Consider the following 6,281-nt stretch of genomic DNA (forward strand, 5'->3'; position numbering starts at 1 on the left):
ATTACGGTCGTACGATATGCCTCATGAGGCGTGGGCTGTTTGGTGATTTGTGTTCGGTCGGCAGGACGCCGAGGGAAGGGCGGGTTCCTTATACCACTTTTTTACGACTGTCCGTGTTTGGCAGGGTGAACTCGGGTGCTGCTGAGTAAGTACACCCTCGGAATCTTTGGCTTTCGCTACTTACCATAACCCTCTGAAAATCGCGCCGTGATGGCTCTGCGAGCTTGCCAGGCGTACGTCAGGGCTATTGATCAGAATTAAATTCAATGATCCGACCCTCCCCACGTGATCTATTTCCGTAACGGCTTCGTCAACATGGTGGGTGTTCCTGCCGATACGGCCGGACTGCCGCCCATGAAGATCGAGGAGCGTCTCAGGCCAAGAACGGCTTTCGCGGCATTTTCGGAAATTTCCCTGCCGTACGCAGGAAAGTGGGCCTCCTAATCTTCCCATAAAGGCAGGAACATCGTGGCGACGGAAGCGGGGCCTGTACTCATCATTCCTTTACGAATTCTCGTGCTTGAGGATCTGACGTTGTGAACAACGTCGTGATCTCAATGTGCGTGGGCGGCTCCTAGAACCGGCAATTCCGCTCTTCCCGAGTAAAGAAGTTGTGTCTGTACTCAGTGCACCTGGCAGCTTAAGCAGTCTGTCGAGAGCCTGGCGAGGTTTATTTTTCCCAACAAAAAGGAATCTTCCATGCGAGTCCGCCCGTTGTCCTCCGGTCCTGCACTTCAGACAGCCGCCCTTCTCACATGCACAGCTTTGTCACACGGCAGCCGTCTTTCCCTGCTCGTGGTGAGCCTGATGCTGGCCTTTCCCGGCACCAGCCATGCCGGTGGCGCTGCGGGAGGGAAGACTTCGATCGCTGCGAGCACCATCTTTGGCGGCGCTGGCGCCGGCTATGACGCCAGCACCGGTAGCACCATTCCCGCCGGTGCAGGTAATAATGCCAGTGGTGGCGGGGTAGGCCTGAGCGGTGCGGACGGCGCTCTGACTCCAGCCAGTGGCGGTGGGGGTGGTGGCATAGGAAGTAACATCACATCGGCAGGCAATCTGATAAATCCGGTGACTGGTGGTGCCGGCGGTTTAGGCCCTTCCGGCGCTGGCGCGGGGGCGGTGGCGACGGTGTGGTCGTGAGCAGCGGTGGCACCGCCAGCGTCGCCATCACCGGCGGTGATGGCGGTACCGCCTCCGCCAACGCTGGTGGCGGTGGTGGTGGCGCCGGCATTGTCTATACCGCATCAGGTGCTTCTTTGACGATCACGAAGGCCGTAACGGGCGGCGCCGGCGGCCAGGCCGTTCATTATGGCGGGGGTGGCGGTAGCGGTGTTTGGGTAACCTCGGCCGGCAACGTGGCGGTAACGACTGGAAGCGTCACGGGCGGCACTGGTGGCCTAGGCACCGCTACCACCGCCATCGGCGGCAACGACAATGGAAGCGGCGGGGCTGGCGTCGTTTTCAGCGCTGCCGGCGCGACACTGGACGTCAGCGGACAAGTTGCCGGCGGCAACGCTAACACTATGGGCATGGGTGGTATTGGCACGGGTGGTATTGGAGGCGCCGGCGTCAACATCCTTTCCGGCGGGGTCACGGTGACCGTCGAAAGCGGTGGGTCCATTGTCGGGGGCACAGGAGGACGCGTACCCGGAGGAGTCGGGGCTGTCAATTACGGCGCCGGCGGCACCGGCAGCGGGGGCGCCCTGGGCGGGGTGAAATCCGTGGGTAGCGCAGGCGGCGTCGGCATCGTTGCGGCAGGCGGCGGCAATACCATCGTCACCAGCGGCGCCATCAGTGGTGGAATGGCCGGGGCAACACAAGCCAACGCCATCACATTCAGTGGGGGCAACAATGTCCTGGAGCTTCTGCCGGGCTACAGCTTTGTCGGCAACGTGGTGGGAGATGGAACCACTACCCTGCAACTGGGCGGTGCTACCGGCGCGACGGGAAGCCTCGACGCCTCTCGCATCGGCACAATCGCGGCTAGTCCCAGTAATAACGGCTTCACGGGATTTTCCAGTTTCCAGAAAATCGGCGGTGGCCTCTGGACGTTAACAGGGACCACGACGACCCAGGTGACGCCCTGGACAATATCGGGCGGCACGCTGTCGGTCTCAAGCGACGGCGCGTTGGGTGCCACATCCGGCGATTTGACGCTGGACGGCGGTACCTTGCAGAACACGGCTACTTTCACGACCGCACGTAATGTCGATCTGACCGCCAACGGCGGAACACTGGATACCGCTGGGGCCGATCTGACACTGTCGGGTGTGGTTTCGGGGCAGGGCGGACTGACCAAAGCAGGGGACGGCAGTCTTATCTTGACCGGAGAGAACACTTACACCGGTGGCACCTCTATCACCGCTGGCACCGTACAAGTAGGCGATGGTGGTACGACCGGCAGCCTCCTGGGCGACGTTGCGACGAGCACCGGCACCACGCTGGCTTTTGATCACAGCGATCCCTACGCATTCGGCGGCGTGATCTCGGGCGCTGGCGCACTGAACCAGATGGGTAGCGGCACGCTGGTCTTGACTGGCGAGAACACCTACACCGGCGGCACCTCGATTACCCAGGGCACCGTGCAAGTGGGTGATGGTGGTACAACCGGCAGCCTCCTGGGCGACGTTGCGACAAGCACCGGCACCACGCTGGCTTTTGATCACAGCGATCCCTACGCATTCGGTGGCGTGATCTCGGGCGCTGGCGCACTGAACCAGATGGGTAGCGGCACGCTGGTCTTGACTGGCGAGAACACCTACACCGGCGGCACCTCGATTACCGGGGGCACCGTGCAAGTGGGCGATGGTGGTACGACCGGCAGCCTCCTGGGCGACGTTGCGACGAGCGCCGGCACCACGCTGGCTTTTGATCACAGCGATCCCTACGCATTCGGCGGCGTGATCTCGGGCGCTGGCGCACTGAACCAGATGGGTACCGGCACGCTGGTCTTGACTGGCGCGAACACTTACACCGGTGGCACCTCGATTACCGCTGGCACCGTACAAGTAGGCGATGGTGGTACGACTGGCAGCCTCCTGGGCGACGTTGCGACGAGCACCAGCACCACGCTGGCTTTTGATCACAGCGATCCCTACGCATTCGGCGGCGCAATCTCGGGCGCTGGCACACTGAACCAGATGGGTAGCGGCACGCTGGTCTTGACTGGCGAGAACACCTACACCGGCGGCACCTCGATTACCCAGGGCACCGTGCAAGTGGGCAATGGTGGTACGACTGGCAGCCTCCTGGGCGACGTTGCGACAAGCGCCGGCACCACGCTGGCTTTTGATCACAGCGATCCCTACGCATTCGGCGGCGCAATCTCGGGCGCTGGCGCACTGAACCAGATGGGTAGCGGCACGCTGGTCTTGACTGGCGAGAACACCTACACCGGCGGCACCTCGATTACCGGGGGCACCGTGCAAGTGGGTGATGGTGGTACAACCGGCAGCCTCCTGGGCGACGTTGCGACAAGCACCGGCACCACGCTGGCTTTTGATCACAGCGATCCCTACGCATTCGGCGGCGTGATCTCGGGCGCTGGCGCACTGAACCAGATGGGTAGCGGCACGCTGGTCTTGACTGGCGACAGCAGCGCATTCACCGGCGCGAGCGACGTCGTTGCCGGCACCCTGGAGGTTGACGGCAAGCTGGGCGGCACATTGACGGTGGGTAGTGGCGCGACCTTGTCCGGTATCGGTACGGTCGGCACGACGACCCTGGCCAGCGGCGCGATCCTGGCGCCCGGCAATAGCGCCACGCCGGTCGGTACCCTTAACGTAAATGGCAACCTGACCTTCGCGCCAGGCTCGACTTACCAGGTCCAGATACCGCCTGGCAGCAGCACCAGCAGCCTGGTAAACGTCAGCGGCACAGCTAATCTGGCAGGCTCGGTGGTGCATTTGGGCGAGAACGGCAATTACGCCGGGTCGAGCATCTACACCATCCTGACGACCAACCAGTTGAACGGCAGCTTTGATTCGGTATCGAGCAACCTGGCTTTCCTGACGCCTTCGTTGGTCTACGACGCGCATGACGTGATGCTGCGACTTCAGATGAAGGAAAATTTCGCCGACGCTGCCGTAACCCACAACCAGCGCGCCGTGGCCAATGCGCTGCAAAGCCTGCCTGCGGGCAGTGATCTTTATAACCGCATATTGAACCTGCCCAACGGCGCACCGCCGTCGGTGTTCAATGCTTTGTCTGGAGAGTCGCATGCCAGCACGGCCTCGGTTCTGCAGGGCGTCACGGACAATGTCATCAAGCTGCCGATGGATCACCTGCGTAGCAAACTGGGTGCGGGCGATGTGGCCAGTCCGGAGGCCGAACAACCGGTCTGGGTACAGGTGTTCGGCAACTCTCGTACATTGGGCGGCAACAGCAATGCGGCCAAGGTCGAGGAGTCGGACGGCGGCGTGTTCGTGGGTGCAGACCGGTTGATCGACAATGGTTGGCGAGTGGGTGGGGCGCTGGGCTATACCGACAGCCACAGCACGGTCAGTGACCGTTCTTCCAAGTTCGCTATCGATAGCTATAGCGCCACGGTTTACGGCGGCAAGGCGTTTGACGCAGGTCCCGGCAAGATCAATCTGACTGCTGGCGCGGCCTATACCTGGAGTGATATCGATAGCCGGCGCGACGTCAACGCCGCCGGCCTGGACCAGACGCTGAAGTCTACGTCCGGCGCCAGCACGGGCCAGGTGTTTTCGGAACTGGGGTACGCGTTGCCGCTGAACAATCACGCCACGATCGAACCGTTCGTGGGTGCAGCGTTCAGCGACCAGCGCCTGCGTGGCTTCTCGGAATCGGGCGGTTCCACTGCATTGGATGGAGAAAGCAAAATCAACGATACCACCACCACCACACTGGGCCTGCACGCCAAGACGGCGCTCACTGCGCTGCAGTTGCAAGGCCATCTGTATGGCACCGTGGGTTGGCGCCATGCCTTCGGTGATGTAACGCCAGAAACGACGATGGCATTCGAGGGCAGCCAGCCATTTACCGTCGCGGGCGCACCAGTCGCCCGCAATGCGGCAGTCACTGAGGTGGGTGCGGATGTTGCTGTGAGTAAAAACACCACGGTGGGCGTTTCCTACAGTGGGCAGTTCGGCGCGGGCTACCAGCAGAACGCGGGCAACGTCAATGTGAACTGGCGGTTCTGAGATGGGTAGTTCCATGCTCTACCGCGCGGTGGCAATGTTGCCGCGCGGGTCCTTGGGGCTGCAGCGGCGATGGGTCGGTTACCCACTTGATTGCCTATTACCAGATAGCAGCATTGAAGATGAGAGGGGCTTATGACAACGAAGGAGCGGTCATTTTCGATTCGGGACCTTATTACGGCGCTGTTGCGTGATCAGGATATCCACACCGGTTCTTGGGGGCTGAATATTCATTTCATGGCAAGCGGCGCCAACGTTAAGCAGGCGGACGGTGCTGCACTGCCAGGTCTAACGGTCGCGGTCTCAGGGCTTACGCTTGTTCCGACGGCGCACGGGGAAGATGGCAGTCTTGATGCTTCATTGGTAAATCCGGAGAGAAAGAACCGAATCCGATCGCGGGCGAAACTGAAGGCAGTGCATTAAGCGCTGGAAGAAGCAAAAAGCCCGGCGCTGCGGGCAGGTTGAAGGCCGATCTCGGAATGAAGTCGCGATCGCCACTCAGCCACCCGTGTTATTCCGCAGCCCGCTTTATTCGACCGATCTTCACCTCATCCGCGTAACCCACCAGCCTGTCCGCTTCCTCATATAGCGTTCCCACCAATCCCATCAACGCAATGGCGTCGGCATTGCTGAGCTTTTCCGCAAGTTTTCCGAGGTCGACACAGGACTGCTCAAGGTTTGAGGCGATCGCCTTGAGGTCACGGCGCAGCTGCTGGTTGGGTTTGGTGAGGGACATGGAGATGCCTAAGGTATTTGCCCGTCGAATAGTGAGTATGGTCGGAAAATAGAGAAGAACTCAATATTGCGGTGCACTGCGGGGTTCCCCCTAAAGTCAGTCGGGCGCCATGAGCACGGCTAGGGTCAGCTTGATGAACTCTTCGTTCTCGTCGATGGTGTGCAGAGCGCCGCGCACGTTCTCGGCTACATCGGCGGAACCACGCTTCTCGACCCAGTTAGATAGCTCCATGATGGAAGCCTCAAGGGCCAACTGGTTTTCGTACAGCTTGGAGAGCAGGGAAGGGAGTAGGTCTGAGTTGGGCATCGGCGTTCCTCTGGTGGAGTGAACAGCTTAGCAGTTGGTGCTTGGAGCCCACTCCAAGCTAATGAACGTCCGCTCTC

General features: G+C 61.1%; 4 protein-coding genes. 2 read left to right on the forward strand and 2 right to left on the reverse strand.

The window, feature by feature from the left end:
* The first annotated feature begins 1,136 nt into the window (after positions 1-1,136).
* On the forward strand, positions 1,137-5,165 hold the full coding sequence (locus JFU58_RS04675; RefSeq protein ID WP_201139953.1) for an autotransporter domain-containing protein: 4,029 nt from the start codon (positions 1,137-1,139) through the stop codon (positions 5,163-5,165).
* Between the two features lie 132 nt (positions 5,166-5,297).
* Entirely contained in the window at positions 5,298-5,585 is a 288-nt protein-coding gene (locus JFU58_RS04680) for a hypothetical protein (protein WP_201139954.1), read from the forward strand.
* Between the two features lie 88 nt (positions 5,586-5,673).
* On the opposite strand, the gene JFU58_RS04685 is transcribed toward JFU58_RS04680, so the two are convergent.
* Together JFU58_RS04685 and JFU58_RS04690 are read right to left on the reverse strand one after the other, a co-directional pair.
* On the reverse strand, positions 5,674-5,898 hold the full coding sequence (locus JFU58_RS04685) for a hypothetical protein (protein ID WP_201139955.1): 225 nt from the start codon (positions 5,896-5,898) through the stop codon (positions 5,674-5,676).
* 96 nt (positions 5,899-5,994) lie between these two features.
* Positions 5,995-6,204 carry a hypothetical protein gene (locus tag JFU58_RS04690; RefSeq protein ID WP_201139956.1) on the reverse strand — a complete coding sequence of 70 codons (210 nt, stop codon included), beginning with the start codon at positions 6,202-6,204 and terminating at the stop codon, positions 5,995-5,997.
* Between the last annotated feature and the right edge of the window lie 77 nt (positions 6,205-6,281).

Source organism: Pseudomonas sp. TH34 (assembly GCF_016650865.1).
Lineage (GTDB): Bacteria > Pseudomonadota > Gammaproteobacteria > Pseudomonadales > Pseudomonadaceae > Aquipseudomonas > Aquipseudomonas yamanorum.